This is a genomic window from Microvirga massiliensis, assembly GCF_001006805.1.
Classification (GTDB): Bacteria; Pseudomonadota; Alphaproteobacteria; order Rhizobiales; family Beijerinckiaceae; genus Microvirga; species Microvirga massiliensis.
Genome location: NZ_LN811360.1, coordinates 145,817 through 169,254 on the forward strand (window position 1 = coordinate 145,817; position 23,438 = coordinate 169,254).

Below are 23,438 nucleotides of genomic sequence, written 5' to 3' on the forward strand. Positions count from 1 at the left end.
CAACGGCCACGATAGCGAGACGGTGCGCGTACCTCCGGCGTCACCGTCCCGGCTCGTGGCCGTCCTCCAGTCACGCCTCAGAGCGTGATCGGGTTCTATGCTATGTAGGGCTGCTTCTTTGATCTACAAGATCAGGATGGGGAGGCCCGCAGCCCCTCCCGCAGGAGCATGTCCTTGTCGGTCCGGACCGGCTTGTCCTCGCGGAGTTCTCGTTTGGCCCGCCGGAGTTGCTTCTCGACCTTTTCCAAGGCGGCGCTGAACGCCCGGTAGCAGTCCTTGTCCTGAGATTCGGCGCTCATGGTTTTCACCGCGCCCATCTGGATGTTCACTGTGCAGTCGAACAGAGGGCCCTCTCGACTGACGTGCACCGACGCCATATTCAGGTGCCCAAAATATTTGCGCGCCGCCCGGATAATACTCTGCTGCGCATGGTTCCGAAAATTGTCGCCGAGATCGATATTGGAACTTTGAATCGTGATCGCTTTGGCAACGTCCGCAAAATTCATTCTCTTCTCCCAAAGGACCGCACCAGAGAGGATAACGAGCGTGGCCGTTTTTGGTTCACACGATTTCCCGTGAGAGTTACATCACGGCCCAGAGATAAGTGACACTCCCATGCTGCATCGCATTAACACCCTGTCGCTGATCACTGCCTACTCCGGAATCCCGGAGGAGGAGTGGGTCCAATCCCGGAGCGATCCGACCTATCACGTGTTCCGCCAGAGCAGCGGAGCCCTCGAGGCGATCGTGCTCTGGCACAACAAATATCCGAAAATCGAGCTGCGCGACCGCAACAACACCCTTGTCCGCGCGCTCAGCAAGAAGCGCGCGATGGATCTCGCGGCGCTCCATACCCGCGAGACCGGAAACGAGGCAGTCTCGGCCGTGTTCGCAACTTTGGGAAAAGCCCTCGGGCTCCCGGCCGAACAGATGGGAAAAATGCTGCTCGCAGCGATCCGGGAGGCCGACCCGAACGATTCCGCCATGAGTAATCGGGCAAATGAGCTCGACGAGGCCGTCCAGGCGCTCCGCTCTTTATTTGAGAAGCCCTGATTTTCGGATTATTTGGTAGCGACGCCAAACAGAGGGGCTGCCATGAAGCGCGAGAAAATTCACGCGGGCGCCTACAGAATTGGACCCTATCGAATAAATCTGGTCCGGCAGGGCTTTTGGGACATCTGGCTGGGCGACGAGCGGGTGGAAATCGATGGCTGGGAGGCGTGGCCGAGCATGCGCGCTGCCGCCCGCGCGATCGAGAGCGTCCTCAAAGAGAACGCTCCCTCCGACCAGAAGGACGATTTCGCACACTGACGAAGCGTCATCGATCCCGGGCCAGCACCAGGCTTTTGGTGGCGATCGCGTCGCCGGCCGCCGCAAACGCCGCGGTGTTGTCGAAGATGCACCACGCCGCGATACCCGCAACGGCATCACGTGCCAGCTTCCCGGCAACTTCCGCCCGCTGCCCCGCATCGTAGGGCGAGTAATAGATCCTCGGTGATCCATGCAGACGGTAATACGACAAGCCGCGCCAGCCTCCGGGATCTCCCGCTGTGGGCACTGGCGCCGGGTCCGCTGCGACCCGCGCGATCCGGAGATCCTTCAACAGCGCTTCGACTGCAGGCACGAACCAGGAGTCGTGCCGGGGCTCACACGCGATGCCGCCCGTAAACCGGTCACGCAGTTCGACCAGGAAACTGTCAGCCACCCCGGTCTCGAAGCGCAAGCTCGGAGGCAACTGGACCAGAAGAGGTCCGAGTTTGGGACCAAGGCCACCGGCCTCCATCAGGAATTGCTCGAGTCGATCCGCGACATCTCGCAGGCGTCCCTCGTGCGTGATCGCTTTCGGGATCTTCACCGCGAAGCGGAAGTCCTCCGGAACCGAGGCGGCCCACCGCTCATAGGTCGTGCGCCGATGAGGCCGGTAAAATGACGAGTTGATCTCCACGGCATTGAGGGCGCCAGCATAACGCTCCAGATGAGATCCCTCGGCGGGGAAGAAGCACGCATGCTCCTTCGGGATACTCCATCCTGCCGTGCCGATTCGGATCACCGAGCGACCTCTCCGTCTACGCCAAGACTCCGGTGAACAGGGCCGGGTCGAAAAAGTTCACCGCGATTGCGGCCAACCTTTTCGGAATTATTCAAATTTTCCCTCTTGACCTCAAGCGACCCGCATCGAAAGCCGGCTGGAGTGCTTGTTCGGGACGTGATGCACCGGCATAATTTGGCAACCCATTGCCAGCCCCCTGATTGCGACCAAGCCGATATTATGTCCGCCGTTCCGATTTCTATCGACGCCACTCGCATGATTTCGGAATCGGAAAACCACCGCACCGTCGGGGACAAGGTTGCCGAGCCCTACCAGGCGCGCATCATGGTGTCCTTGCGGGACGCGATCCGCCGCGGCCGATCCGGCGCCGTTCTCGCCCCAACGGGCAGCGGCAAAAGCCTGCTCGCGGCCGCTGGCGCCGAAGACGCCGTCGAGATCGGAAAACCGATCCTCGTCCTGCACCCGGACGTGTCGCTGCTCCGGCAGAACTACGCCCAGTTCGAGGCCGTCCCGGCCCTGCGCGACGCCCGCACGGCCTTCTATGTCGCCAAGACCGAGGTCATCGGCGACGGCGAGATGGCGCGCAATACGCTCGACGCCGACCTCATCCCCGCGACCAACATGTCGCTCGTCAACAAGCTCGAGGACGAGGAATTCCTGCGCGGCCTTGACGAGTTCGGCCGCCGCGGCGGCGTTGCGCTGATCGACGAGGGCCACAAGGCAGCCGCCGAGCAGCTCTCGGCCGTCCTTGAGCGGATCGCCCGTGCGGGCGGCTCCGGCATCGTCCTGACCGCAACCCCGTTCCGCACGGACGGCAAGGACCCGCTCGATCCCTTCGGGGCCAGCATCGAGCACGACCTGATCGACGTCGCGACCTACGACGAGGTTCTGGCCACCGGCCGGACCGTCCCGACCCGATTCGATCTCGCCACGGGGGAATTCGAAGCACATCTCGGCGCGGAAGCCGTTGGTCTGATCGAGAGCGCGTTCCTGGCGCTCTTGGCCGAGAACAAGTCCGTCGACCAGGCCTCCCAGCAAGCGTTCTCCCGCTTCTTCAAGGCCGACGCCAGCGAGGGCGACCAGGCCATCGCGGACCTGATCGTCACGGCTCTCGTCAGGATCTGGGCCAAGCGCGCCGTGAAAGCCGTTCTGGCGATGATCCATTGCGACAGTGTGGAGTTCGCCAAGGCTCTCTCTCAGGCTCTTTCAGAGCAGCGCATGCCGAAAGGGCACAAGAGGGCCGGAGACTTCCCGAGAGTCGCCTTCGTGGTCGCCGGCGAGATCCGGGTCTGGCGCAACAGCGAGGAGACCGGCCTTGCCGAGGGCGAACCTGCGGGACGCAAGATCAAGCGGGATGACCTCCTCGATGCGGCGCGTGCCGGCGCGTTCGACATCCTCGTCAACGTGAACGCTCTTGGCGTCGGCACCGACGTCCCCCAGACCGATCTCAACATCCTGGCCTGTCAGGAGCGGTCGATCGGCCCCGTCAAGCAGATCAGCGGCCGCGGCGAACGGGCCCACAGGCCGACGGGCAAGACCCACCAGGTCTTCGTCGATGTCGGGAACTCGATCCTGCGGATCTTCAACGACATCGATGCCATGCGCCGGAACGACCCCGAGCGGTCCCGGCGGCAGGTGAGGGGGCTTGCAGCCCCCATCCGCGAGCAGTTCGAGGCATGGTTCGACAAGGACCCGAGCCTGCGCGCGCAGATCGAGCAGCGGCAACGCGAGATCCGGCTGCGCCTCGGCGAGTCCGACAGCGAGCAATACGATGATCCGCTCGATTCCACGATGGCGTGGGGCGACGAGGACACATTGCCGGTCCCGAAGCCCTTCGCGGCCGGGCTCCTGGCGGCCGGCATGCGGCGCTACGATTCCGAGACCCGCAGGTTCTCGAGCCGGCTTGCGCTGTTCTGCGACCTCTACCAGGCGGGCCTCTACGGACCCGAGGCTCTCCCGGATCTCCCGCGGTGGCTGGTCGCCACCCACGACGAACGCCTCAACGTCCAGCAGGCCTTCGTGTGCCAGAGCCTCGACGTCGCGCGCAAATACGCAGCCTTCGTCGGCATCCGCTACGACGATGAATATGAGAACACCCCGCCGAGCGAGCGGCAGCGGAGATTCCTGCGCAGCCTGCAGCAGGAGAAGCCTCAGGCCCAGCCCTGGCTGGAGCCGTTCGCCGAGCCCGAGAGCGCAACCCAGATCTCGGCAGGGATTGACCTTCTGAAAAACCGGGCTTCGCTTCTCGCCACCATGCTCGCTGCGGGAGCGACCCGCCTCATCGAGCGCGCCACCGGAGCGCATGGCCTCCAGCCGACGATCCGCTCGGTCGTTCTCGACCGCCCCAATCAGCTGACACCCCAGCGGCGCGAACTCCTCGCCGCCTATTGCCGCCTGCGTCATCGCCTTGGGGAGATCGCACCCCATGCCTTTGGCCGACGGGCCGCACCATTCTCGATCACGACCTATGATCCGAGCGTCCTGCCCGAGGTCCGCAACATTGTCGCGGCGACCGACATCGGCTTCTTCGTGATCGAGGATGCCGAGAAGGAGGAGGCTCTGAAGCCGCGTTTGGCCGAAGGCCTCATGAGTTCCTCGATCGTCGCGGTCGGCCCGAAGGGCCCGAGTGACGCCTGGATCCGGCAGAAGGCCGGCTTTGCCCGCCATGACGATGCAGCGCACGCGCGCGAGTCCAGTTTCCGGACGTTACTCAGTGAGCTGCGGGATTCAGACTCCGAGGATGGCATGATCGCCATCACGCTGACTCGGCTCGAATACCGCGAGATCGCCAGCGCGAAGCCGGGGCGGGAACTGACCCGGGCGATCGCCGATATGGCTCGGGAACTCATTGCCCTGCTCAGTGCCGACGGCACGATGCCGGCCGATGGAGATCAGGTCGAGACCATTCGCTCCGGGATCGAGACGAATGCGCCCGAGATCGCTGTCTCATTTCCGATCGGTCGGCTTCGGGCGCGCTTTGCGCAGCAGATCGTGCCCAACCAGAAGCGGATCCTGAAGAGCCTCGAGAAAGCTGCCGCGTTCAAGAAGAACCGGGAGGCCTACTTGCAGGCGGCGCAGCAGGCTCCGGAGAGAAACGCCGGTGCTGGCCAGTCCTTCTCACCTGCCTGAGGAGGGTGGTTCCCCCAAAACCGCTTCGATGAAATCCGCGCGGTCCGACACGCTGACCTTGGGCAAGACCACGGTCTCGTAGCCAAGCGTGGGATATGCCTCGAGAAGGCGAGAATACTCGGCCTCAGCGGCCTCGAGCCCGTGCCGCCGCTCCGGGTCGCTGGCATAAATTTCCCGCCAGGGCGGAGCCAGAAACACGCGCCGATGATAGCGATGCGACCGGGCGAGGGCTGCCAGCGCCGGCTCACCTATCAGGTGCTCCAAGGCCGCGGCGGCATCGACCAAGCCCCCGTCGAAAAACACCCAACCTCTTAGGGCAGCTGCTGACGCCCGGTCCTCCAGAGCCATGGCGATCGCAGGACGCGCAAAGGCACCTGCGTTCTTCCAGGGAAGCGCCGCCCCGCCTTCCTGCAACTCTTGCTTGACGATCCGGCGGCCCGGCTCCTCCACAACGGAATGGCCGCGTCTGTGAAGTTCAGCCAGCAACGTGGACTTGCCGCCTCCTGAGCAGCCCGAAATCACAACGAACTGATCCATTCACCTTCCATTCGCTTGCTAGGCGGAGATGCCTGATCCGCGCCGGTAATCCCCAATCGGCATTGCAGCGATCATCATCCAAAATCTTAAAAACATCTTCGGGACCAAGAACCCCAGAAGAATGCCAGCGGTGAACCACCCCGACCCAACGCGGTGCGCTGTGGTCGGGGCTTCCCGGTCGCTCGGGGACGCACCCTCCGCGGCCGGTCTGTTTTTGTCACAAAGGATTCCTAGGCGGCCAGCGCCACCGGGTGGTCCGACTTCGGGCGCAGCACGGGCCACAGCGCCAGGGTCTGCGCCGCATGGAGATCCGCATCCCAGCAGGCGCCATCAGCCCGTGCGGTGAAGACCGCGCCGCGCCGCTGCCGCGTGTCCACGACCCCAAACCGCACATCCGTGCAACTCGTCCAGAAGGACGGCACCACCACCTCGGGAATCCCGTTCCATCGCAATTTGTCCGAAGCGCGTCGGATATACTGCCCCTTCGCGCCATGGGCGATCATCTTGTTGAAGGTCCGACCCTTGTAGGTCGGGCTCTCCTTCTCCTCGGCAACCACCGTCAGGTCCTCGCGGACTACGGCGGCATTCCACGTGCGCGCCAGCTCCAGTTCCTGGCTCGAGACATAGCCGAACCAGCTCTTCTTGATCCCCTCGATCGCCCGATAGGCGCGCCGACGCTGCTCCTTCAGCCGGCCGACATATGCGAGCAGCCGCCGCAGCCGCTTGAGCCAGGCCGCGAGCTTGGCGTCGGAGGTCTGCTGCTCGAGATCCACGAGCGCATCCGCGGCATGGCCGAGAAGCCGGTTGATGTTCGCCTTCAGCGCCTGGATACGATTGTAGGTGCGGTCGATCTCGGACCGCAGCGCATCGATCCGCTCGCAGTGGCCGGCGATCGCCTTCAGGAAGTCGGCCCCGTCCAGCACCGTGGCCGCGACAGGCGCGCCAGCGTGGATGTTGTCGCTCAGATGCTGTTTGGCGCGTTGCTTGCCCCAGGTTCTCGCCTCCGTGAGCAGACCCGGATCGATCGTGCCGTCCTTTGCCACGACCGCGAGCGCGACGGTGTTGCGGTAGCCGAAGTCGCGGCCCACGAGATGGGTGACCTCGGCCAGGGGCTTCACCCGCGGGGTCTTCGACACCACGCCCTTGATCGCGACGCGTGTCTTGCTGATCTCGAGGCACAGCGAGCCGATCGCAAAGGCCGTGGGATCCTTGTCGCCGAGCAAGCGCCTGAGCCCCTCGCGGCGCAGCACGGCGCGCACGACTAAGGGCGCCTGCCGTGCCACTGGAGCCGCGACGAGGACCGGCACCCGCGCCGGCTTGCCCTCCACCAGAACCGCGGGCACCGCCTCCGTCAGACGCTGCGTCAGGGCACGCCAGGTCGTCTTGTTGGTGCCCGCATCACTGGCCGGAACGCAGCGGTAATCGAGATGGAGCTGAACGACGGTGTCATCGCTCTCCTGCCAGGAGGGATGGCGGAATTTCTGCTCCACGGTCGCGACAAGCGCCCGCAGGGCCTCGGCCTGGAGCGAGGGGATGTTGGCCCTGCCATCCTGCACTTTCTGGAGAAAGGCCATGGTGCCCTGAAAATCGAGGGCTTCCGCGAGGGTCTTGAGAGCCGCGACATCGGTGTCGGACAGGCGCTGCGACCATTCCTCGGGCAGATTGACGAGGCGGCGTGTGCCGTCCGCGCAGGGACGATCCCCGACCGTGTCGATGTGCCGGAACCGGCCGAAGAGATTGGCCCGGGCCCGCTTGTGGCGCTCGATCACGGCGGATTTTGCCGTGATGCGAGCCTTCTCGGCCCAGACCGAATTCAGGCGGCCTTTCAACTCCGCTTGGGCGGCGAGCATCGCGGCATCGAGCGCCTTGCCGCTCGGCAGATCCTCGAGAACAGTGGGACGGATCCGCTCTGCGATGAGGTTGGCTGCAGCTATCCATTCTGACCGCAAGTGCAACCAGCGTGCATCGACGGCCATCGTCCCGAGCGGGATCATGCGCTTGTCGTCGTTCGTGCGGGTGCCTTTGCCGTATGCCATCGCGCCACTGCAGATGTGTTCTGCGTTTGTTCTTCCGCGGATTTTCGGGAGAAGTCAATAGCCACGCTTGCCGGCAGATTCCTCCCCAGTCAAACGTTCCAGCGTTGTGACTGGGGTATCCTGCGCAGAAATGATGAACTCGCTGACGTCGTCGAGCCACTGAAGCGCTCGCCGACAGGAATAACATAAGGCGCCAACGAGTAACCCCCGCGGATTGCTGCCCACGTGGCCAATCACGCTTCGGCAGTCGCCTGGAGCCCCATTCCAGGCCTCGGTGGGGAGAGACAAAGGAAAAATTAATGCCCGCGAACAAGTTCACCCAGGACGATCTCCGGGTTCGTCTGCATGTCCAGCTCGGATTCGTGCTCGCACTCGGATTGCACACCGGCCCGATCACGAAAGAGAGGGTCGCCAAACGCATCGAGCAAATGCTCACCGACACGGATGTCGAGGAGTTCATCGAGAGCATCCAGATCGTAAATCTCGAGCTCGAGAACGGAACAGTGCTCGCTGCGCGCGAGGCTAGCTAGTGCGGTCACCAAATGATTTGATGATGGGAAATGTTGAGAACCGATCGCCCATAATCCATCGGTCCGCCTCTCTCCCCGCACAGGATGTCTCATCCGAAAATCGGATCTGCATGGTGTGGTCCACGAAAAGCGGGTCAGACCGCACTTCGGAAGTCCACGTCCTGATCCATCGTCTCTATAACGAGGAACACCAGTCGTGTCGTGATTAGCATTACCTGATCGCTGAAGATCTCTCCCGGTTGAGCGCCGGCCTCCTCCAACTCGTCGACGATCAGCTTTGGGCCCCGGTCCGAGAGGTCATCCCGACGATGAATCACTTGGTCCAGGCGTGTGTTACGGCTCATCCGGCTTGGGCACAACGCCGCGAGATCGACCTTATTCGGCGAAAGCTCGACGCAATCCGCTCCTGGATCAACTGATCCCGTGGCACTTCAACGGCGGCCCTTCGGCCGCCTTCTTGTGGGCACTCGCCAAAATTCCTGGATCCAGCAATTTGGACAAACGTCGGCTGCCGCCACCGAGACCCGGATCGATCTCGCCATGAGCCGCCAACGAAGCCGTTGAACTTGCCGTCATCGCAATGAGGATCATAGCTAGGGCATCGGCACGGCGCCGCTCGCAACAGCCAATCCGAAGACCACCAAGGCCACGCCTATAGCCCATGAAGCATGGCGCCCCAATGGCAGCAGCTTCTCGATGGCAACTGCCAGTGTGACGAGAAGCATCCAGGCCACACTCATGATGCCGGTGGCAACCAGTACGGCAAATAAGGCCCAGCAACAGCCAAGGCAATAAAGGCCGTGCCGAACGCCCATCAGGAGAGCGCCGGCGCGACCATCGCGCCAGTGCAGGGCCACGAAGGCCAGGGGCGAGCGGCAGTGGGCCAGGCATGTGCGCTTGAGGGAAGTGAACTGATACAGACCGGCGCCCGTCAGAACCGCTCCGAGGGCCAAGGGCGCCCAGTGCTCCCGTTCGGCGCTGGTCAGGCTCGAGACAATCGTGCTGCCGGCCTGGACAAGAACATAAACGAGCAGGCCCGCAGCCAGCCAGACCAGCAAGTATCCGGCAATGAAGACCCAGGTTGGAATCGCCATGGTCCGCGTCCGCCGCGCCTGAGCGGCGGCGAAGGTCAGGACCATGGGCGTCATTGCGGGCAGCATCATCGCGGCCATCATCACGGTCCACATCGCCACAAACGCAACCGCTCCCGCCAGCGACCAGCCGGTTGCCGGAACGGCTGCCATGGCCATCCCGCCCATGCCATCCATGGTCGAGCCGCGGGACACCGCGATGCCCATGGGTTCCGCCATGACAAGGGCTTGGTGCAGAGTCAGCACCCAGGCACCTGCCGTCAGGACGCCGAGGGACAACAGGAGGCCGAACCGCGCCGATGCCGGAGAGAACGTCAGGCGCGGTCTTGCAAGGTGATCGGTGTCGTCCGACGTTGGCTCAGACAACGGCCCACCTCTTACGCAGAGACGGGATCCGGTCCGGCCCAGTCAAAGGGGATGTGCTTGCTGGAGCGGCTCTCACCCGACCATTGGAAGCCAAATCCCTCCGTCCGGATGTCGACCGACTGGCCCCAGGTGGCGACCTGCCCCGGCCCGACCTCGGATCCCGGCGGATTGATCGTCTGAACGCGCTTGCCGGGTGGCGTCGTTGGACCGGTCAGGGCTTCCGCCCGCCCAACGACCCGGTCCGGGATCTCGGCCCGCCAGAAGGCGAGGTCGTCCGCGACTTCAAACGCAATAGGGACGAATTCGACCCCCCGAAAATCACCAACCAGAGCGGCAAACTGGGCCGGCCACCCGCCGGCTTCGCCAGCAAAAATCCTCTGCAGGGCCTCGCGCTGCTGCCCGTCGGCTCTCTCGTCGATAAAGAGGCCCAGTGCGACCGTTGCGTTGCCAGCCCATATGTTGCCCTCGAAGGCACCCAGGGCGAGCAGGTTCAGATCATCGAGCCGGACATCACCGAAATGACCCTGCCGGACATGCCACGCCAGCAAGCCTTGGCAGGTGTTGTTCGTCGGGGCTTGGGCAAACTCGCAGGGGCACGGAATATCGCAGCTGCAGATGTCGAACCAATCGCCGGCGAGCCGCCATTCAGGGACCGTAGTCATCGGATGTCCCTCCATGAATATGCGTTACCCTGATCCGCGGTGATGTGGGACGTTTGGCTCGGCGCCAATGACATGGCCAGCAGTCAACGCACTCTCTGGCTGGCACAGGCGGATCGGGTTGCTCCAAAATACTACCATCCGACGAGCCCAACAATGGCGACCAAGCCGATGTCGGCAACGTGCACAGTCCTCATTCGGGTGATGCTCGACTCCATCCGGCCCTGGATCAGAGGCTACCCGGACATCGAGCCACTCAGGTCGACATCGTCCCCATCCGGTGCGCCACCGTCCGAGCGGCGTGTTCGAGATCTTGTATGACCGCGCGATTGTCGTCGGCGCGCCAGGCCAGCGCATTCTCGATCGGGGGCAGATCGAGTTCGACAAAGGCGATGCCAGGATGGGTGAAGTAGTCACGGGCGCGGGCTGAAAGCGTCATGACGCAATCGCCGGCCGCCACGGCGAGAAGCCCTTCACGCACCGTGGTGATTTCCGGCCCCGCGGCGATCCGACGGCCCTGCGGGGTCGTTGTCGGAAAATGGTATGTCGTCCACCCATCGGAGACGTAGCCGGGCGGCAATTGCGCCATGCATTCGTGCTGAAGTTCCTCGGGATCGACCAGACCATGTCCGGCCAGGCGGTGGTTCTCTGACACGACGAGCAGGCGCGCATCACGGAAGAGGATCGCACCTCGGACGAGCCCGGCATTCGGCAAGGGCAGACGGACGACAGCAACATCGGCCAGACCATGGACGACGGCCGAGCCCTGATTCAGGTAATTGAGTTCAAGGAAACGCAGTTTCACGTCCGGGCGCCGGCGTTGGAACTCCGCCACGATTCCGGAAGACAGTTCATAGAAGCCGCCTCCGAGATACCCGATGGTCAACTCCATGGACCGCCCCTGCGCCCGGCGACGGGCATCGCCGATGGCTGTCTTCAGGGCCATCACTGATGGCTGGATATCCACCAGAAACGTTTCTCCCAGCGGCGTGAGAGTCACGCGCCGGCTGGTCCGCTCGAGCAGTTTTCCTCCAAGTGCCTGCTCAAGGGCCTTGACCGACTCGGATACGACCGACTGACGCACCCCGATGAACTCCGCGGCCCGTCCAAAATGGAGCATCCGGGCCACAGCGACAAAACATTCAAGCTTTCGCAGATCCATTCCACAATCCATCGGAAATCGCGATTGATCGGCCGCGACTTTGACATTGATCAATCGGTATTGCAGGCAATCATTGTCGGTAAAGTCAAGTAGCTTATTCGAGAGGTAGACATGGACATCACGGAAAGTCCCGTAGCGTTTCCATGTTACGAACAAACGATCCGGGGCACATTTTATTTGCCCGAGGGGCAGCATAACGCCCCTTTTCCAGCGGTTGCTCTTGGTCACGGCTGGGGAATGGTGGCCGGCGGGGACCTCGAGGACTATGCGCGGGCCATCGCCGCGCGGGGTATAGCCTGCCTGACCTTCGATTACCGCCGTCTCGGCAAGAGCGATGGCCTGCCACGCCAGGAAATCGACCCGGCCTGGCAGCAGGAGGATTACCGGGCGGCGATCACCTACCTGTGTGCGCGCAACGAGGTCGATGCCAACCGCATTGGAGTCTGGGGCTCAAGCTATAGCGGCGGCCATGTGCTGGTCATCGCGGCGACGGATGCGCGTGTGCGATGCGTGGTCAGTCAGGTGCCGACGGTCAGCGGCTACCAGTCCGGATTGCGCAAGACCCATCCCAACAATCTGAAGGCGTTGCACGACTTCTTCGCCGAGGATCGTCTGGGTCGGCTACGGGGCGAGCCGCCGCGCACCATGAAGGAAGTGGGCCTCGAAGGCGAGGCGAACGTGGCCTATCCGGGCGCCGAATCCTACGACTACATGATGGGCCAGGCCGAGCGCTGCCCGGAATGGCGCAACGAGGTGACGGTCCGTTCGCTCGAATTGGCGCGGACATATGAACCCGGACAATGGATCTCCCGGATCGGACCCAAGCCCCTGCTCATGATCGTTGCGGACAGCGATCGTCAAACACCCACCGACCTGCAGCTCGATGCATTCAATCAGGCGCGGGAGCCGAAGCAATTGCTGTTGGTCAAGGGCGGGCACTACGCGGTCTACACGACCCATTTCGATCAGACCAGCACGGCGGCCGCGGACTGGTTCAGCAATCACCTGTGATCGGCGGCAGGCCAACCGACCCGGAAGGTCGCCTCGCGGGAGGGACTAGGAGCAAACACATGGCAAACACTCACGCAATAACCGGGGTTGTCGGGCTGGATACGCCCGTGACGGACCGGCAGAAAGCAATCCGTTCACTGCGAGCGGCGGCCGTCGGCAATTTGCTCGAATGGTTCGACTGGACGCTCTACGGCACGTTCGCCGTCTATCTGGCAGCGAACTTCTTCGACAAGACCAACTCGACGTCCGCACTCCTGTCGGTGCTGGCCGTCTTCGCGGTGGGCTTCATCGCCCGGCCGATCGGCGGCATCGTCTTCGGACGCTTCGGCGACCGGATCGGCCGCAAGAACACGCTCATCCTGACGATGCTGACCATGGCACTCGCCAGCCTGATGATCGCCCTCATTCCAAGCTACGAGAGTATCGGCATCTGGGCATCGGTCCTGCTTCTGACCGCACGTCTCCTGCAGGGGCTGGCCCATGGCGGCGAGTCCGGCGTCTCCTATGCCTATGTTGCGGAGATTTCGCCGCCCCAGCATCGCGGCCTATGGGCAAGCTCGGTGTTCGTCAGTGTGACGCTCGGCGTCATGGCCGCCACCATGCTCGGCATCATTCTGACATCTGCCTTCTCGACGGAGGAAATGATGTCCTACGGCTGGCGGATCGGCTTCGCCATCGGGGGGCTGCTGGGTATCTTCGCACTCTACATGCGCCGTGCGGCTCATGAATCGCCTGTGTACAGCAACAAAGCCGCGTCCAAAGCGGATGCGAGGCCTCTGACCGGTCAGGAAAAGCTCCAGATCCTGCTCAAGGTCGTCTTCTTCTCGTCCTCGTCCAACGTCGCCTATTATACGTGGGTGACCTTTGCCCCGAGCATGGCGATTTCTGCTCATGGCATGGATGCAAACGGAGCTTTCACCGCCAGCCTGTGCGCGCAGATCATCACCTTGCTGCTGCTGCCGCTCTTCGGACATCTGGCCGACAGGTTCGGCCGCAAGCCGATGGTTTTCCTCTATGGCATCGGCATCATGCTCGCGCCGTTCCCGGTCAGCGCCATACTGACCTCCGAGCCCTGGTCCCTGTTCGTCTCGCAGGGAATCGGTCTCGCGATCTGGGCGCTGATCGCCTCCATCTATCCGGCGCTCATCGCCGAGCAGATTCCGACCCAGCAGCGCGCCCTAGGCGTCGGCTTCCTGTCGTCGCTCTCGGTGGCGATCTTCGGCGGCACCGCTCCCTATCTGAATACCTGGCTCAGCTCCATCGGCCTGTCCTGGGTGTTCTCGGTCTACATCATGTTCCTCGGACTTCTGGCGGTCATCGCCGCGATGATGATCCGGGAAACGAAGGGCGTGCCGCTGAACGAAATCCGCGGCGAATGACAATCGCCGGCTGCCCAATGGGCAGCCGGCAATCCAATCCGTTGACCTCGAGACAATGAATTTATTCATGGAACAGACAAGAGTTGCCGTGATTACCGGCGCGAGCGGCGGAATCGGTTCGGCCGTTTGCCGCCGCCTGAAGGCCGATGGAATGAAGATCGTCGCCATCGACAGGGTGCCGCCCACGCAGAGCGACGAGGATATCGACTACCGTATGTGCGACATCACGGACACGGCGGCACTTGCCGGGATCGCAGACGACATCGCCGACCGGCATAGCTCCATCGACGTCTGGGTGAACAATGCCGGCTTTCTGGAACGCAAGGAAGCGCTCGAGATCAGCGAAGCCGAATGGAACGAAACGCTTTCGGTCAACCTGACGGCGACCTTTTTCGGGGCTCAGCATGCGGCCCGCATCATGCGCAAGAGCGGCCGCGGCGGGGCAATCATCAATCTGTCGAGCTATGCCGGACTCAAGGCACGGCCGAATTGCGCCGCCTATGCCGCCGCGAAGGCTGCCATCGCTCATCTGACCGCGTGCCTGGCGGTGGAATGGGGCCAATACGAAATCCGGGTGAATGCGATTGCCCCCGGATACATCGAAACGGCAATGAGCGCGTGGATGCATCAGGATGAGGAGCACAGGGCGCAACTCCTGGGGCGCACGCCACTCGCCCGGCTGGGTGAGCCTTCGGAAATCGCCGAAGCAGTTCGCTTCCTGGCGCGCGAGGAAAGCAGCTACATCACAGGCCATACCCTGAGCGTCGACGGAGGCATTGTCCGGGCATGACGGAAAACTACTGGGGCAACAAAACCTTCGTCGTCACCGGCGGGGCACGCGGGCAGGGCGCTGCGGAAGTCAATCGGCTGCTGGCGCTTGGATCCAACGTCATCGTCATCGATCCGCTGGCGCCGGACAGCCCCGACTGGGCGGTCGACCGCACGAAGGGTGACCGTCTACGGATGGTTTCGGGCAGTGTGGCGGACGAGAAAACCTGGTCGGAGACGCTGAATGGCGTCCAAGCCTTCGGTGCACCGCTGGCCGGCCTGGTCAACAATGCTGGCGTTACGCTCCGCAAGACGGTCACCGAAACCGCTCTGCCCGAGTGGGAAAACCTGCTGAGCATCAATTTGACGGGAGCGTATCTCGGCATTCGTGCGGTCGCCTCGGTGATGATGGACGGCGGGTCGATCGTCAACGTGTCGTCGACGGCCGGTTTGACCGGGTATTTCAGTGCCGCCTACACGGCCAGCAAATGGGGCCTGCGCGGACTGACAAAGGCTGCGGCCATCGAGCTGGCTGCACGCAAGATCCGGGTGAATACCGTCTGTCCCGGCTTGATCGACACACCGATGATCAACCGGCCAAACGGAGGTTACAATCTCGATCAGGCACGGGCGTTCTTTGAAGGGAACCGGTCGATGACGCCCCTCGCACGCGGTGCCGATCCGGACGAGGTGGCGGGCGCGGTTGTCTTTCTCCTTGGACCAGATAGCCGTTTCATGACGGCTACCGATCTGGTTGTCGATGGCGGCATGATCGGCGGCGGCATCTACTGCCACATAGGACGCAGCGTCGGCACCGTGCAGGAAGCCGTCTGACCGCGGCTCCTTGCAGATCCGAACCGCAGCGCCATTCGGACGGGGCGACAAGGCACACGGCTATGTTCCTTCCGGGACCGCCCTTCTCACCGAAGAGAGCGTTCCGGTCGATGGCGAGAGGCAGGGATATCAGGCGTCAACCCGGCAGGATGGCAGGGAATCTGCAATGAGAACGGCTCTTATTATTGGTGCGGGCAAAGGCCTTGGGCTGGCAATTGCCGAGAGGCTCGCGGCGGACGGCATTCGCGTCATCCGTTCAGACATTGCCGGGAACGTAGACGTGACGCTTGATGTGAGCAAAAGCGCCGACGTGGAGACATTCTTCGCCTCGACATCGGGCGTCGATATTCTCGTGAACAGCGCCGGGATCGCAGGGCCGAGTTCAGCAGTTACCGAAACGTCGGATGCGGAATGGCATCGGACGATCGAGGTCAACCTGAATGGCACCTTCTACATGTGTCGCGCTGCGGCACGGCACATGGCTGCTCGCGGCTGGGGCCGTATTGCCAACATCGCCAGCATCGCAGGCAAGGAAGGCAACCCCATGCAGGGAACGTATTCCGCCAGCAAGGCAGGCGTTATCGGTCTGACGAAGTCGATGGGGAAAGAGATGGCGGCCACTGGAGTCATCATAAACGCCATCGCTCCGGGACTGATCGATACCGAGATGGTCTCTCACATGTCCGAGGCGAACCGCGCTCGATCTTTAGGAAAGATCCCGATGGGGCGTATGGGGCAATCACCTGAGGTCGCCGAGCTCGTGGCGTGGCTTGTTTCGGACAAAGTGACATTCTCGACTGGAGCGGTCTATGACATCTCCGGTGGTCGAGCGACCTACTAAGGGATCCCGCTTCATGAGCCCCACCACCTACGCCGTTGTCCCGTAGGTGGTGAGCTCTATCAAACAAGTTCTGAATCAAGCAGCCTTTGTGAGAGCCATCTCGTCCAGGCTCTCCCGGAGAGCGCGATCGAGAATGGCGATCGCCCGGTCGATCTCGTCGTGCGACACAGTCAACGGAGGCGCGATGCGCCAGACTGATCCACGCTCCGGCCTGCGCCGAATATTCATGCTGAGGCCGAGCTCGAAACACTTTTGGGTTGTCAGAGCACCGAGTTGGTGCGCCGGCTTGCGGGATTCGCGGTCCTCCACGAGTTCGACCCCCAGGAGCAGGCCTTGTCCACGGACGTCACCGATGGCCTCGTAGCGCTGCTGGAGACCCAGAAGGCCCTCGCGCAGGTAAGCTCCCATTGTCCGCGCCCGCTCGATCAAGCTCTCCTCAGCGATGACCCGCAGGACTGCAAGCCCAACCTCGCCGAGCAGCGGATCGGAGACGTGGCTCGTGTAGTAGGTGTAATGCTTCTCATACACGTCCGCCTCGATCTTTGGCGTCGTCACGACACCCGCGAGTGGAAGGCCGCCGCCAAGCGTCTTCGAGACGGTCAAGATATCCGGCACGACTTCATGAAAATCGGACCCCGTCCGGTGTCCGATTCGACCGAAGGCCGTCTGAGCCTCGTCAAAGATCAGGAGCATGCCACGTTCATCGGCAGCCTTCCGCAATCCCTGATAGAAGGCCTTCGGCGGCACCAGAACTCCGCCCGCGCTGATAACCGGCTCGACGATGATGGCCGCACCGCGCCCGGTCGATTGCATGTCGAACAGCTTTAAGCCGAGCTCCAGGCAGGCGAGCGCCTCCTCTTCCTCGCTCAGACCCGGGATGTAGGGGCGGTAAGCGTTGGGCTCGGGAATGACGAAGACCCCTGGGGTCGGCACCCCGTAGCCCTTTCGGTCACTTGCAAGCGAGACGGAACTCGCCCCGCCCGTGATGCCGTGCCACGATCCCCCGACTGCCAGAACCTCGAAACCGCCAGTATACATTTTGGCCATGCGGAGAGCGGCTTCATTGCTCTCCGAGCCCGTATTGACGAACAAGGACTTGGTCAGCCCCTCCGGCATCCAGTCCGTTGCCAGCGTCTGCGCAAGTTCAGCGACGACCTCCGGGATCATCCCGCTAAACATGTGAAAGGCCTTCGTGCCGGCCCGGTTCACCGCTTCGACAATGGCGGGATGATTATGCCCAATGGTCGCGCACATCTGACCGGATGTGAAATCCAGGACTTCCCGGCCAGTGTCGTCACGAACGATCGTCCCCTTGGCACTCGTGAAGAGGTTGGGGAACGCGTCGCCTCCATACCGGACGAGGAATTCCTTCGCGGCGGACCGCAGCTCATTGCTCACGATGTATCTCCTTCGGCCAGCTCCGCCGACCACTGCTTTCCCAGCCCAATAAAGGTATAGCCCCGCGGTCTCACCGCATTGGCGGCGTAATCAGATAGCCGCCATCCTTCCAAAGACGGTTGACGCCTCGCTCGAGGCCAATCGGCTTGACGTTCCGATCATAGCTCTCGGCATAATTCCCGACCTGCTCGACGATATTGACAGCCCACTCCTTATCGAGACCAAGCATGGAACCGAAGTTGTCGCTCTTGCCCGTAAAGCGCTGAATGGCGGGATCTGTACTGCTCGCCATCATCTGGCGAACATTATCGGAGTTGAGACCGATCTCTTCGGCCTCGACCATCGCGACGAAGCTCCATCGCACGACATTTGCCCATTCGTCATCGCCGTTCCGCACAGCTGGCGACAGGGGCTCTTTCGTTATGATCTCGGGCAGGATGACATGGGCCTTGGGGTCCGGGAATTGCGACCGAACAGCTGTGAGCTGCGACTGGTCGCTCGTCATGGCGTCGCATCGACCTTTCAGGTATGCTTCGGCAACAACGTTTGCGTCAGCAAACGCAATAGTCTCGTATTTCATGCCGCGGCTGCCGAAGTAGTCGGCCAGTGTTTTTTCAGTCGAGGTTCCCTGGATTACACAAACCGACGCGCCGTTGAGCTCATTGACCGACTTCACTCCCGAGGCGCTCTTCACCATAAAGGCCTGCCCGTCATAAAAGTTCGTCGCAACAAAGTTGATCCCGAGCTGTGTGTTGCGGCTCAGCGTCCAACTCGCGTTTCGCGCGAGCAGATCGATCTCGCCAGACTGCAGCGCTGTAAACCGGTCCTTGGCACTCAATGGGACATACTGGACCTTGGTCGCATCGCCGAACACGGCGGCGGCTACGGCCCGGCAAACATCGACATCGAGACCACGCCATTGCCCGGAGCTGTCGGCAAAAGAGAAGCCCGCGAGGCCCGGATTGACGCCACAGCGAACAGATCCCTTGGCTTTGACGCTCGCCAGCCGGCCACTCGGGCTCGCCTGTTGAGCTAAGGCGGGAGCGACCACGAGAGTTGCCGCCAGTAGCGACACTCCCGCGAGCAAAGTAGCAAAGCGGCCGCACATTGTGACGGATCGAAAATGCATTTCTTGGGTCCTCTGGCTCGTTGCTGGATTGCGCGGTGAACCCGCGTCTGTGAAATCAGGAAGTCGATTTCGATTTGGGCTTCCCCGACGATCGGCTCTCGTAGGTCGCAACGTGGCTCTCGAGAGCCGCGAGACCGCTCAGGAGATGGGTCTCGATGGCCGATCCGGCGGCAGTCGGGTCGCGCTGCGATACTGCTTTAAGGATCGCAGCGTGCTCCTTGAGCGACTTGTCGATCCGACCCGGGATGTTCCAGAGGATGTTGCCGGGGAAGCTGAGGCCAACCTGATCGATCAAATCAAGCAGGATCGGGTTGTCTGCTGCCTCATAGAGTGTGCGATGGAAGGCGGAATCCGCCTGGGCCACTGCTTGGATGTCGCCTTCCCACTTGGCCCGCTTCATCTGGTCCAACAGCGTCGACATGGAGGCGATCGCCTCGTCGCTGATCTTCGCGACACCCAGACGCGCAGCTTCCGTCTCCAGAAGGGCTCGCACTCGGTAGAGATTGCGCAGGCGCCTAGGATCCAGCTCGGCGACCCTCACGCTGTGATGGCTCTCCTGGACGAGGACCCCACGAGCCAAGAGTTCCAGCACGGCCTCCCGTAGCGGCGTAGACCCGAGGCCGAGTTCCTGCGCAAGCTGGGATTGGCGCAGTTGTTGGCCGGGCTGGTATCGTCCGGACCGGATAGCGTCCTGGAGGGTATCGAGAGCGTACTCCCGTTTGGTGCGGAACGGCCGTGCCGAGGGTGAACTGGTCATCGCCGCATTCTATATTTTATAAAATGTAGAATGCAAGGTCCCCGAGCACACTGCCTTGGCGACAGATTGGATTTCAAGCGAGGGGGTTGTCGTAGATCGACTGAATGGCGGCCCCGCGGGCGAATGGGCGCCCAAGGCGAGGCCCGGCCGTATGATCGTTGGGCCTCAATTCCGGCTCGCCAGCCCGTCGATCACATCTTCTGTCGCACGCCGCTGTATTCGCAAGGCACCGATGCAGATCACGGGCCATACAGGCTGGCCATGGCGGTTGTCGCGGCCCGGTAGCCCACTTGCACCTTGCCGTCCGCCAGCATCAGGACCAAGGACGCAGCAAGGCCCACTGTGGCGACCTTGAGCAGTAAAAGTGCGTCTTCGATGTCCATCGTCAGTAATCGAAACTCGTTTATGACTGTATCCTCCTTTCTGGATGATTGTCGACACTGAGCACTCCGGACCCTCGCTCCGCGCCGATAGCGCTGCGCCACCCCATCGACTGTTCCGCGGCCATGCTGATCAGCGCCGCCCCACGAGATTGTCGCCAGGATCGCCGATGCGAACCGACGACGTGGCGTATGCTTCGTAAGCGGGCTGCTGCATCGAACTCAGCACGCTTGCCGCGGCAAGGGCCAGGACGATGGCGGTCAGTATGGACAGGATCATGATTCTCACCCAGGTATCCTCATTGTTGATGTGCGGCCCGCCGCCCGGCAGTCGCGATAGGTCTCTCTCGAGACCCATGCCGCGAAGGCGACGACAGCCACACCAAAGATCGATAGGGTCGTGGTGTTGGCGATGAACATCGCACCCAGCACGCCGAGGGCCAGACACAGGCCGACGAACATCGCGACAGCCAAGAGAGTCGCGCGATAGCTTGTGATTCTACTCTTCCTAGTTGCTTGAGCCCCGTTCGAGCCCGCTTCCTAGCTCCACCAGAAAGCCGCGACCACGCCGGCCGCGAGGACGATCCAGAACGTCCACCGCATGGCTTGCGCCCGGAGCTCGGTGATCTCTTCGGGCGTCAGGCCGTACAGGTCATCGTTTCCGATGTCCTTCCAGTGCCAATAAGGGTTCATCGTCGTCATCGCGTTCTCCTTTCTCAAGTTGGCGATCGTCTATCCTGAGGTCAGCGTCGCACACGGCTCGGGAATTCCTGCCGCGAATGGCCTGATCACGCTTCCTCAAAGGGCATATCGCGAAGTGCTTCGCGCGCGGCTCGGATCCAGCCCCTCAGCAACCCCGCATCCTGCCGATCGAAGGCTGCCCGCCGCCTCAGGTCGTCGAACGTGTCGTCCGGACGGGTTCGCTCGTATCTTTCGCGGATCCATGCCTCGAGGTCGGGACGCAGGCCGAACCCGTCGGGGCGACCCGGCGTCCCCGTCGACGATCGGGCAACGACGTTCATCGGCCCGCTCCGATCGCGGGATCATCCACGCCCAGGCGATACAACTCCCGGGACATCCAGGCGGCGAGCGCCACCGCCGCGATGCAGAAGAGCGCCCAAATCCTGACGTCCGCGATGAGGATCGTCGCGAGCATGCCGAGGCTGACGCTCACGCTCACGCTCACGAAGAGGAGAAGCGCTGCGAGCAGCACGCGCAAGCGATCGAAGAACCGTAGTCCTGTCATGACGGCTCCCTCCTTTCCTTTTCGCTGACGACGCGGATCACGCGGAGCGTGCGCCATCCATGGGTGGCGCTGTGCCACCGCATCGACTGTCCCACGGCCATGCCGATCAACGCTGCCCCGAGGGGCGACAGCACCGAGATCCGGCCGGAGCCGCCATCCTCCTCGCCCGGATAGACCAGGGTGGCGCGCCGGACCCGGTCGGTGATCCCGTCCGTGAACTCGACGGTGGAATGCATCGACACGACGTCGTCCGGGAGTTCGGACGCATGGACGACGCGCGCGCGTCGGAGTTCACCGGAGAGGAGCCGCGCCGTCGATGGAATCCGCCGGTATCGCATTCCGGACGTCGCGATCCCGGCCAGGCGGGCGTAGTCGGTCGAGGAGATCGTCGGGAGGTCGTGGTTTTCGCGCATGGCACCTTTCTTGACAAGCATCATCACCCCAGCGTGGTGTGCTCGGCTCGGTTGCAGGGTGTCGCAAGCACAGGGCGAAGAACTCGTCCGTTCGCTTACGAAGTTGAACTGAGTTGTGCGATGTTCCCGGGTCGCAAGACAGGCGTCATGCGCCCGGGACTACACGCCTGATTTGAGGCGGGCGGCGCGGGCAGTCAGGCGGATATTGTGCGACGACCTGAACATGGCATCTTCAACATGGGATCGAACCGCCAAGTTTTCAAGAACTGCAAAGGTTTACGTCCTGCGCCGAGGAGCAGATCGGTGCCGCATGCGGGTCCGACGATAACCGCAGCCCGTTATTCACGGTGAGTCTAGCCGAGCGCACGTCTTGTTGCGCTATCGAGGTCGTAGCAACTGCAGGGGCTGGGCGTCGCGGATCCGGTCGTATGTCCGGCGCGTGATTACGCGCCGCAGGCGAGCTTGGTCGTCGCAGCCGACATGCCGGCCGATTTCGGCCAAGAGCCCGCACTCTGCATGCAGGCACGGCCGCTGGTGCTACGCATCCATCTCAAAAGAGATGCCGATCTGGTTTCCCTTGTGCCACCGCAGCCGCACCGAATAGGTGCGCAGGGATTGTGCGGCGATAAACAACCGGAATGTCTCGGGCAAAGTGACCTCCTGCCGTAACGCGATCTTCGCGCCTTGGGTCGACAGGTCTCGGACCTCGCAGTCGATCACGGCATGGGGCAATACGATCTGGGCCCGCTGCGAGACACGCAAACGCCGGCCGCTTCTCCGCTCCGGGCGCGGCGTGCCCGCAACTTGCTCACTTGGCCCTCTCATCCCCAGCCCTTGCCGTCACCACCCCACCGCCAACTTGGATCATGGGGAGCCACTGATCCGCAAGGGTCATATGACCATTAGGCTGAAGGGCTGGTTGAGACGATCCTGTTCGAGGAAGAGCGGGGGCTATGCCCGACCTGACAGCGCCCAGCCGAGCGGCAAACGCCATGAGTTTGCGACAGGCCCGAAAGAGGTCCCGGACGGAGAGGACGGCGTCCGCTGCAACCCGTCCGCCCTTCGAGAGATCCGGCCAGAAGGGAAGGGTGCTCACCACCAGAGCGCTAATCCCCTGAGGACAAAGGTGCTCAATCCCATGGATCAGACGAACGCGACGCCGGAGCGCAAGCTCACGATGAAGCAGATCTACGCGATGCGCGCCCGCCAGAAGGCCGAGGCCGAGGCAAAGGCGGCTGTCGAGGAGGCAGCCCGCAAGGCCGCCCGCCGCCGCGGCTTCTTCATCGCCCGGGCCCGCAGGGCCAAGGCCGCCCAGAACGCGGCGTGATCGAGGCGGGTCCTTCGGGACCCGCTTTTTTGATTGGGCAATCAGAAAAATCCGCAGGCGTGTGTGAACCATCGGACGGCCGCGCAAACTCTCCCATTTGCCGGTCGAACGAAACTTGCAGTCAAACCCCTCGAAGAACCCGAACGAAGAAAGGCTGCTCGCGTCTGCCAGGGAACCGGCCGACGAAGCAGAATTGCGCATGATCAAAGGTATTCCGGTCTATGTCCGCGTCGATGGCACACCATCCCATCCGGATGACGAGGGTGTGGCTGATATTTATCTCGTCGAAGTCGATGCCGACCTGGACCCTAACCTTCGGGCGTCAGCTGCGCTCGACTGCTTCCATGAGCACATCGGCATCGAGTCTCTCGACGATTTCTGGATCCAGGTCTTAG

29 protein-coding genes are annotated in these 23,438 nt (G+C 62.6%); 11 read left to right on the forward strand and 18 right to left on the reverse strand.

Annotated elements, in window-relative coordinates; genetic code table 11:
• Window positions 1-131 precede the first annotated feature (131 nt).
• On the reverse strand, window positions 132-506 hold the full coding sequence (gene hpf, locus BN1233_RS28670) for a ribosome hibernation-promoting factor, HPF/YfiA family (protein ID WP_063776752.1): 375 nt from the start codon (window positions 504-506) through the stop codon (window positions 132-134).
• 109 nt (window positions 507-615) lie between these two features.
• Between hpf and BN1233_RS28675 the strand changes: the two genes are divergently transcribed.
• Together BN1233_RS28675 and BN1233_RS28680 are read left to right on the forward strand one after the other, a co-directional pair.
• Window positions 616-1,053 (forward strand): hypothetical protein, encoded by a 438-nt coding sequence (locus BN1233_RS28675; protein WP_046867069.1) that lies wholly within the window; start codon window positions 616-618, stop codon window positions 1,051-1,053.
• A 42-nt stretch (window positions 1,054-1,095) separates the two neighbouring features.
• A complete protein-coding gene (locus BN1233_RS28680) occupies window positions 1,096-1,311 on the forward strand; it encodes a hypothetical protein (protein ID WP_046867070.1) in 216 nt (71 codons plus the stop codon).
• A gap of 7 nt (window positions 1,312-1,318) precedes the next feature.
• Here the strand turns inward: BN1233_RS28680 and BN1233_RS28685 are convergent, their stop codons facing one another.
• Window positions 1,319-2,050 (reverse strand): DUF72 domain-containing protein, encoded by a 732-nt coding sequence (locus BN1233_RS28685; RefSeq protein ID WP_046867071.1) that lies wholly within the window; start codon window positions 2,048-2,050, stop codon window positions 1,319-1,321.
• Window positions 2,051-2,305: 255 nt separating this feature from the next.
• Here BN1233_RS28685 and BN1233_RS28695 point away from each other — a divergent pair, with 255 nt between their 5' ends.
• Complete coding sequence (locus tag BN1233_RS28695; RefSeq protein WP_187144391.1) at window positions 2,306-5,179, forward strand: DEAD/DEAH box helicase; 2,874 nt, start codon at window positions 2,306-2,308, stop codon at window positions 5,177-5,179.
• Here BN1233_RS28695 and BN1233_RS28700 read toward each other — a convergent pair.
• Both BN1233_RS28700 and BN1233_RS28705 read right to left on the reverse strand, forming a co-directional pair.
• Window positions 5,168-5,716 carry an AAA family ATPase gene (locus BN1233_RS28700; RefSeq protein WP_046867074.1) on the reverse strand — a complete coding sequence of 183 codons (549 nt, stop codon included), beginning with the start codon at window positions 5,714-5,716 and terminating at the stop codon, window positions 5,168-5,170. The genes BN1233_RS28695 and BN1233_RS28700 overlap by 12 nt on opposite strands.
• A gap of 230 nt (window positions 5,717-5,946) precedes the next feature.
• Window positions 5,947-7,752: a hypothetical protein gene (locus BN1233_RS28705; protein WP_046867075.1), complete on the reverse strand. Its 1,806-nt coding sequence runs from the start codon at window positions 7,750-7,752 to the stop codon at window positions 5,947-5,949.
• 299 nt (window positions 7,753-8,051) lie between these two features.
• Here BN1233_RS28705 and BN1233_RS28710 point away from each other — a divergent pair, with 299 nt between their 5' ends.
• The gene (locus BN1233_RS28710; protein WP_046867076.1) at window positions 8,052-8,282 is read left to right on the forward strand and encodes a hypothetical protein; all 231 of its coding nucleotides are present in this window, start codon (window positions 8,052-8,054) and stop codon (window positions 8,280-8,282) included.
• Window positions 8,283-8,416: 134 nt separating this feature from the next.
• Here the strand turns inward: BN1233_RS28710 and BN1233_RS28715 are convergent, their stop codons facing one another.
• The 4 genes from BN1233_RS28715 to BN1233_RS28735 form a co-directional block, all read right to left on the reverse strand.
• Window positions 8,417-8,626 carry a hypothetical protein gene (locus BN1233_RS28715; RefSeq protein ID WP_046867077.1) on the reverse strand — a complete coding sequence of 70 codons (210 nt, stop codon included), beginning with the start codon at window positions 8,624-8,626 and terminating at the stop codon, window positions 8,417-8,419.
• A 249-nt stretch (window positions 8,627-8,875) separates the two neighbouring features.
• Window positions 8,876-9,739, reverse strand: coding sequence for a DUF2182 domain-containing protein (locus tag BN1233_RS28725; RefSeq protein WP_052763966.1), 864 nt, complete (start codon window positions 9,737-9,739; stop codon window positions 8,876-8,878).
• Between the two features lie 11 nt (window positions 9,740-9,750).
• Window positions 9,751-10,401, reverse strand: coding sequence for a DUF1326 domain-containing protein (locus BN1233_RS28730; protein ID WP_046867079.1), 651 nt, complete (start codon window positions 10,399-10,401; stop codon window positions 9,751-9,753).
• Window positions 10,402-10,654: 253 nt separating this feature from the next.
• A complete protein-coding gene (locus BN1233_RS28735) occupies window positions 10,655-11,560 on the reverse strand; it encodes a LysR family transcriptional regulator (RefSeq protein WP_046867254.1) in 906 nt (301 codons plus the stop codon).
• Window positions 11,561-11,671: 111 nt separating this feature from the next.
• Here BN1233_RS28735 and BN1233_RS28740 point away from each other — a divergent pair, with 111 nt between their 5' ends.
• The 5 genes from BN1233_RS28740 to BN1233_RS28760 all read left to right on the forward strand — a co-directional run bounded on the left by BN1233_RS28740 (window position 11,672) and on the right by BN1233_RS28760 (window position 16,393).
• Complete coding sequence (locus tag BN1233_RS28740; RefSeq protein ID WP_046867080.1) at window positions 11,672-12,571, forward strand: alpha/beta hydrolase; 900 nt, start codon at window positions 11,672-11,674, stop codon at window positions 12,569-12,571.
• 59 nt (window positions 12,572-12,630) lie between these two features.
• Complete coding sequence (locus tag BN1233_RS28745) at window positions 12,631-13,950, forward strand: MFS transporter (protein ID WP_052763967.1); 1,320 nt, start codon at window positions 12,631-12,633, stop codon at window positions 13,948-13,950.
• A 67-nt stretch (window positions 13,951-14,017) separates the two neighbouring features.
• Window positions 14,018-14,740, forward strand: a complete 723-nt coding sequence (locus BN1233_RS28750; protein WP_046867081.1) for an SDR family NAD(P)-dependent oxidoreductase — start codon at window positions 14,018-14,020, stop codon at window positions 14,738-14,740.
• Window positions 14,737-15,552 (forward strand): SDR family NAD(P)-dependent oxidoreductase, encoded by an 816-nt coding sequence (locus BN1233_RS28755; RefSeq protein ID WP_046867082.1) that lies wholly within the window; start codon window positions 14,737-14,739, stop codon window positions 15,550-15,552. Before BN1233_RS28750 ends, BN1233_RS28755 begins: the two co-directional genes overlap by 4 nt.
• A 166-nt stretch (window positions 15,553-15,718) precedes the next feature.
• Window positions 15,719-16,393 carry an SDR family oxidoreductase gene (locus BN1233_RS28760; RefSeq protein WP_046867256.1) on the forward strand — a complete coding sequence of 225 codons (675 nt, stop codon included), beginning with the start codon at window positions 15,719-15,721 and terminating at the stop codon, window positions 16,391-16,393.
• 75 nt (window positions 16,394-16,468) lie between these two features.
• On the opposite strand, the gene BN1233_RS28765 is transcribed toward BN1233_RS28760, so the two are convergent.
• The 10 genes from BN1233_RS28765 to BN1233_RS28800 form a co-directional block, all read right to left on the reverse strand.
• Window positions 16,469-17,791 (reverse strand): aspartate aminotransferase family protein, encoded by a 1,323-nt coding sequence (locus BN1233_RS28765; RefSeq protein WP_046867083.1) that lies wholly within the window; start codon window positions 17,789-17,791, stop codon window positions 16,469-16,471.
• A 70-nt stretch (window positions 17,792-17,861) separates the two neighbouring features.
• On the reverse strand, window positions 17,862-18,899 hold the full coding sequence (locus tag BN1233_RS28770) for an amino acid ABC transporter substrate-binding protein (protein WP_046867084.1): 1,038 nt from the start codon (window positions 18,897-18,899) through the stop codon (window positions 17,862-17,864).
• A 76-nt stretch (window positions 18,900-18,975) separates the two neighbouring features.
• The gene (locus tag BN1233_RS28775; RefSeq protein WP_074078381.1) at window positions 18,976-19,677 is read right to left on the reverse strand and encodes a GntR family transcriptional regulator; all 702 of its coding nucleotides are present in this window, start codon (window positions 19,675-19,677) and stop codon (window positions 18,976-18,978) included.
• A 239-nt stretch (window positions 19,678-19,916) separates the two neighbouring features.
• A complete protein-coding gene (locus BN1233_RS47385; RefSeq protein WP_154678306.1) occupies window positions 19,917-20,060 on the reverse strand; it encodes a hypothetical protein in 144 nt (47 codons plus the stop codon).
• Between the two features lie 130 nt (window positions 20,061-20,190).
• The gene (locus BN1233_RS48590; protein ID WP_187144392.1) at window positions 20,191-20,346 is read right to left on the reverse strand and encodes a hypothetical protein; all 156 of its coding nucleotides are present in this window, start codon (window positions 20,344-20,346) and stop codon (window positions 20,191-20,193) included.
• Between the two features lie 251 nt (window positions 20,347-20,597).
• On the reverse strand, window positions 20,598-20,759 hold the full coding sequence (locus BN1233_RS47390; protein WP_154678307.1) for a hypothetical protein: 162 nt from the start codon (window positions 20,757-20,759) through the stop codon (window positions 20,598-20,600).
• An 86-nt stretch (window positions 20,760-20,845) separates the two neighbouring features.
• Window positions 20,846-21,079 (reverse strand): hypothetical protein, encoded by a 234-nt coding sequence (locus BN1233_RS28785; protein ID WP_046867087.1) that lies wholly within the window; start codon window positions 21,077-21,079, stop codon window positions 20,846-20,848.
• Complete coding sequence (locus tag BN1233_RS28790; protein WP_046867088.1) at window positions 21,076-21,303, reverse strand: hypothetical protein; 228 nt, start codon at window positions 21,301-21,303, stop codon at window positions 21,076-21,078. Before BN1233_RS28790 ends, BN1233_RS28785 begins: the two co-directional genes overlap by 4 nt.
• Window positions 21,300-21,716: a nucleoside diphosphate kinase regulator gene (gene rnk / locus BN1233_RS28795; RefSeq protein WP_046867257.1), complete on the reverse strand. Its 417-nt coding sequence runs from the start codon at window positions 21,714-21,716 to the stop codon at window positions 21,300-21,302. Before rnk ends, BN1233_RS28790 begins: the two co-directional genes overlap by 4 nt.
• A 537-nt stretch (window positions 21,717-22,253) precedes the next feature.
• Window positions 22,254-22,541, reverse strand: a complete 288-nt coding sequence (locus tag BN1233_RS28800) for a PilZ domain-containing protein (protein ID WP_046867089.1) — start codon at window positions 22,539-22,541, stop codon at window positions 22,254-22,256.
• A gap of 313 nt (window positions 22,542-22,854) precedes the next feature.
• Here BN1233_RS28800 and BN1233_RS28805 point away from each other — a divergent pair, with 313 nt between their 5' ends.
• Both BN1233_RS28805 and BN1233_RS48595 read left to right on the forward strand, forming a co-directional pair.
• On the forward strand, window positions 22,855-23,043 hold the full coding sequence (locus BN1233_RS28805) for a hypothetical protein (RefSeq protein ID WP_147707616.1): 189 nt from the start codon (window positions 22,855-22,857) through the stop codon (window positions 23,041-23,043).
• 199 nt (window positions 23,044-23,242) lie between these two features.
• A partial coding sequence (locus BN1233_RS48595; protein WP_046867091.1) for a hypothetical protein occupies window positions 23,243-23,438 on the forward strand: 196 nt, incomplete at its 3' end.

What these genes read in the sequence shown, in the direction of transcription:
- BN1233_RS28775 (WP_074078381.1), bottom strand. Translation starts at nt 19,677, where the DNA reads ATGACCAGTTCACCCTCGGCACGGCCGTTCCGCACCAAACGGGAGTAC.
- BN1233_RS28740 (WP_046867080.1), top strand. Translation starts at nt 11,672, where the DNA reads ATGGACATCACGGAAAGTCCCGTAGCGTTTCCATGTTACGAACAAACG.
- BN1233_RS28785 (WP_046867087.1), bottom strand. Translation starts at nt 21,079, where the DNA reads ATGAACGTCGTTGCCCGATCGTCGACGGGGACGCCGGGTCGCCCCGAC.
- BN1233_RS28695 (WP_187144391.1), top strand. Translation starts at nt 2,306, where the DNA reads ATGATTTCGGAATCGGAAAACCACCGCACCGTCGGGGACAAGGTTGCC.
- rnk (WP_046867257.1), bottom strand. Translation starts at nt 21,716, where the DNA reads ATGCGCGAAAACCACGACCTCCCGACGATCTCCTCGACCGACTACGCC.
- BN1233_RS47390 (WP_154678307.1), bottom strand. Translation starts at nt 20,759, where the DNA reads ATGACGACGATGAACCCTTATTGGCACTGGAAGGACATCGGAAACGAT.
- BN1233_RS28715 (WP_046867077.1), bottom strand. Translation starts at nt 8,626, where the DNA reads ATGAGCCGTAACACACGCCTGGACCAAGTGATTCATCGTCGGGATGAC.
- BN1233_RS28680 (WP_046867070.1), top strand. Translation starts at nt 1,096, where the DNA reads ATGAAGCGCGAGAAAATTCACGCGGGCGCCTACAGAATTGGACCCTAT.
- BN1233_RS28700 (WP_046867074.1), bottom strand. Translation starts at nt 5,716, where the DNA reads ATGGATCAGTTCGTTGTGATTTCGGGCTGCTCAGGAGGCGGCAAGTCC.
- BN1233_RS28800 (WP_046867089.1), bottom strand. Translation starts at nt 22,541, where the DNA reads ATGAGAGGGCCAAGTGAGCAAGTTGCGGGCACGCCGCGCCCGGAGCGG.
- BN1233_RS28730 (WP_046867079.1), bottom strand. Translation starts at nt 10,401, where the DNA reads ATGACTACGGTCCCTGAATGGCGGCTCGCCGGCGATTGGTTCGACATC.
- BN1233_RS28745 (WP_052763967.1), top strand. Translation starts at nt 12,631, where the DNA reads ATGGCAAACACTCACGCAATAACCGGGGTTGTCGGGCTGGATACGCCC.
- hpf (WP_063776752.1), bottom strand. Translation starts at nt 506, where the DNA reads ATGAATTTTGCGGACGTTGCCAAAGCGATCACGATTCAAAGTTCCAAT.
- BN1233_RS28760 (WP_046867256.1), top strand. Translation starts at nt 15,719, where the DNA reads ATGAGAACGGCTCTTATTATTGGTGCGGGCAAAGGCCTTGGGCTGGCA.
- BN1233_RS28705 (WP_046867075.1), bottom strand. Translation starts at nt 7,752, where the DNA reads ATGGCATACGGCAAAGGCACCCGCACGAACGACGACAAGCGCATGATC.
- BN1233_RS28805 (WP_147707616.1), top strand. Translation starts at nt 22,855, where the DNA reads ATGGATCAGACGAACGCGACGCCGGAGCGCAAGCTCACGATGAAGCAG.
- BN1233_RS28790 (WP_046867088.1), bottom strand. Translation starts at nt 21,303, where the DNA reads ATGACAGGACTACGGTTCTTCGATCGCTTGCGCGTGCTGCTCGCAGCG.
- BN1233_RS28770 (WP_046867084.1), bottom strand. Translation starts at nt 18,899, where the DNA reads ATGTGCGGCCGCTTTGCTACTTTGCTCGCGGGAGTGTCGCTACTGGCG.
- BN1233_RS28675 (WP_046867069.1), top strand. Translation starts at nt 616, where the DNA reads ATGCTGCATCGCATTAACACCCTGTCGCTGATCACTGCCTACTCCGGA.
- BN1233_RS28755 (WP_046867082.1), top strand. Translation starts at nt 14,737, where the DNA reads ATGACGGAAAACTACTGGGGCAACAAAACCTTCGTCGTCACCGGCGGG.
- BN1233_RS28735 (WP_046867254.1), bottom strand. Translation starts at nt 11,560, where the DNA reads ATGGATCTGCGAAAGCTTGAATGTTTTGTCGCTGTGGCCCGGATGCTC.
- BN1233_RS28750 (WP_046867081.1), top strand. Translation starts at nt 14,018, where the DNA reads ATGGAACAGACAAGAGTTGCCGTGATTACCGGCGCGAGCGGCGGAATC.
- BN1233_RS28710 (WP_046867076.1), top strand. Translation starts at nt 8,052, where the DNA reads ATGCCCGCGAACAAGTTCACCCAGGACGATCTCCGGGTTCGTCTGCAT.
- BN1233_RS47385 (WP_154678306.1), bottom strand. Translation starts at nt 20,060, where the DNA reads ATGGACATCGAAGACGCACTTTTACTGCTCAAGGTCGCCACAGTGGGC.